The 2762-nt window shown below is 66.4% G+C and carries 3 protein-coding genes; 2 read left to right on the top strand and 1 reads right to left on the bottom strand.

What is annotated here, in order from left to right:
- A partial coding sequence (locus DBR22_RS15435) for a dihydrolipoamide acetyltransferase family protein (RefSeq protein ID WP_146187521.1) occupies positions 1–881 on the top strand: 881 nt, incomplete at its 5' end.
- 115 nt (positions 882–996) lie between these two features.
- On the opposite strand, the gene DBR22_RS15430 is transcribed toward DBR22_RS15435, so the two are convergent.
- Positions 997–1656, bottom strand: coding sequence for an SACE_7040 family transcriptional regulator (locus DBR22_RS15430; protein ID WP_375134971.1), 660 nt, complete (start codon positions 1654–1656; stop codon positions 997–999).
- A gap of 154 nt (positions 1657–1810) precedes the next feature.
- Here DBR22_RS15430 and DBR22_RS15425 point away from each other — a divergent pair.
- The coding region (locus tag DBR22_RS15425) for a carboxyl transferase domain-containing protein (protein WP_308810220.1) at positions 1811–2762 on the top strand (952 nt) is incomplete at its 3' end.

Genomic DNA, 2762 nt, shown 5'->3' with positions numbered 1-2762 from the left:
CTGACGGGCTGATCACCCGCGAGGATGTCCTGAACTTCGTAGGCAGCGACGTGAGCGCGCCGGTGCGCCATCTTTCTGCCGTGTCGGATGCGGCCGCGCCAGCGGATGCGTCCGCGCCAGCGCATGATGCCGTGGCAGCGCATGATGCTGCGTTGGCGCATGCAGTCGCAGCAGGTCCGGAGCGGGAGGTCCGCACGCCGATCAAGGGCGTCCGGAAAGCCATGGCCGCGGCGATGGTGGCCAGCGCTTTCACGGCACCGCATGCTACCGAGTTCCTGACTGTGGACGTCACTCCCACCATGGACCTGCTCGCCAAGCTGAAGGCCAGCAAAGTCTTCTCCGGCCACAAGCTCACACCCCTGACCATCGTGGCGAAGGCCGTCCTGATCGCGCTCCGGCGCAATCCGGCGCTGAATTCGCGGTGGGACGAGGCCAACCGGGAAGTGGTGCAGTTCAACTACGTGAACCTGGGCATCGCCGCCGCAACCCCGCGTGGGCTCACCGTTCCGAACATCAAGGACGCGGACACGATGTCGCTGCTGGAGCTGTCGGAGGCACTCACCGGTCTGACCGGGTCGGCACGGGCAGGCAAGACGGCGCCGGCGGAACTGTCCGGCGGGACCATCTCCATCACCAACATCGGGGTTTTCGGCATTGATGCCGGCACGCCCATCCTGAATTCGGGCGAGGCAGCCATCCTGGCCATGGGCGCCGTTCGGAAGACGCCGTGGGAATACCGGGACGAGGTGGCCCTCCGTCAGGTCATGACCCTCAGCCTGTCCTTCGACCACCGGCTGGTGGACGGGGAGCAGGGATCGCGGTTCCTCGCCGATGTGGGCGCCATCCTGGCCGAGCCCGGCATGGTGCTGACGATGGTCTAGGCTGCCGCCTGTTGCTGGAGCGGCCCTGTCCCGCTTGCCCGTTGCTGCCCAGCGCCGGCCAAGCGGGACAGGGCCGCCGGCGCGCAGGGGGACATGCCTGGGAGGAACCGGAGGCTCAGGCCGGCCGAACGTCGACGGTGAGCGCAGCCAGGGCCATGCCTTCCAGCATGGGGCGGGCCGATTTCAGGGTGACTTTCCGGCCGTGGGTGCGTACGGAGTGGGGCGTGGAGTTAATCAGCCCGAAGGTGGCGTGGGCGCGCATCCTCAGTTCGGCCGCATCATCGGCCGGGTGCAGCCGTGCCAGGACTTCAACCCAGAGCTCCACGTAATTGCGCTGCAGCGTCCGGACCTCGAACTGGTCCTGTGTGGTGAGGTTGCTGAAGTCCCGGTCCTGCACGCGGATCACGTCAGGCTTCCCCAGGGCAAAATCAACCTGGAAACAGACCAGCCGCCGGAGCGCTGCGAGGGGATCGGTGTTCTCAGCCACGACGCGGCGGCCCCCCTCCAGCAGGTCACGGCTGACAGTGAGCAGCAGCGCGCCCAATACCGCCTGCTTCCCGGGGAAATGACGGTAGACGGCCGGCCCGCTCACTCCCGCGGCTGCGCCCAGATCCTCCAAGGAGACCCGGTTGAACCCGTTCACCGCGAAGAGCGACGCGGCAGCGCTCAGCAACGCCTGCCGCCGGTTCTCCTTCGCCTGGCTCCGCTGGGTGGCTGGAGCCGGCTGGGCCGGCGGCGCCGGCTGGGTTGACTGCACCGGTCGGCTGGTGGCCACATTTCCTCCTCGGACCAGCAAATTCTAGCAACGCCATCCTGTGTTGGACATCACAGTTAATAAAGACTAACCTGAATTTCAGTTACTACGCACTAACCGAGTTGGCCTTGTGCCGCTCGCGTGCGGCTCAACAGAATAGGACCGGACACCGTCGATGGAGACCCTCACCAGCCGGCTTGACCCCGCGAGTGACGCCTTTGCTGCGAACAGCAGCGCACAGACCGCGCTCGCCGCCGAGCTCCGCGCCAAGCTGGCTGAAGCTGCGCTGGGCGGCCCCGTAACATCACGCGAACGCCACGTGGCGCGCGGCAAGCTGCTGCCGCGCGAACGCATCGACCAACTGCTCGACGACGGCAGCCCGTTCCTGGAGATCGCCCCGCTCGCCGCCAACGGCATGTACAACGATGAATCGCCCGGCGCCGGGGTCATCGCCGGCATCGGACTGGTCCATGGCCGCCAGGTCCTGGTGATCTCCAATGACGCCACCGTCAAAGGCGGCACCTACTATCCGATGACCGTGAAGAAGCACCTCCGCGCCCAGGAAGTTGCCCTCGAAAACCGGCTGCCCTGCATCTATCTGGTGGACTCCGGCGGAGCGTTCCTCCCCAAACAGGACGAGGTCTTCCCGGACAAAGAGCACTTCGGCCGGATTTTTTACAACCAGGCAAGATTGTCTGCGGCAAAAATCCCGCAGATCGCATCAGTGATGGGCTCCTGCACGGCCGGCGGCGCCTACGTTCCCGCCATGAGTGACGAGACTGTCATCGTTCGAAACCAGGGCACCATCTTCCTCGGTGGCCCGCCCCTGGTGAAGGCGGCCATCGGCGAGATCGTCACCGCCGAGGAGTTGGGCGGCGGCGACGTCCACGCCAGGATTTCGGGCGTGACGGACCACCTCGCCGAAAACGACGAACACGCCCTGCAGATCATCCGCGACATCGTCTCCACCCTGCCCATGCCTGCCGCCCCCGCCTGGAACGTGGAAACCGCCGTCGAACCAACAGCTGACCCCGCCGGGCTGTACGGCGCCGTACCAACCGACGTCAACGCGCCGTACGACGTCCACGAGGTCATCGCCCGGCTCGTGGACGGCAGCCGGTTCCATG

This window comes from Arthrobacter sp. HMWF013 (assembly GCF_003061105.1).
GTDB lineage: Bacteria > Actinomycetota > Actinomycetes > Actinomycetales > Micrococcaceae > Arthrobacter.
Note: the sequence above shows the minus strand (reverse complement) of the source record. Positions and strands in the feature narration are given on the sequence as shown.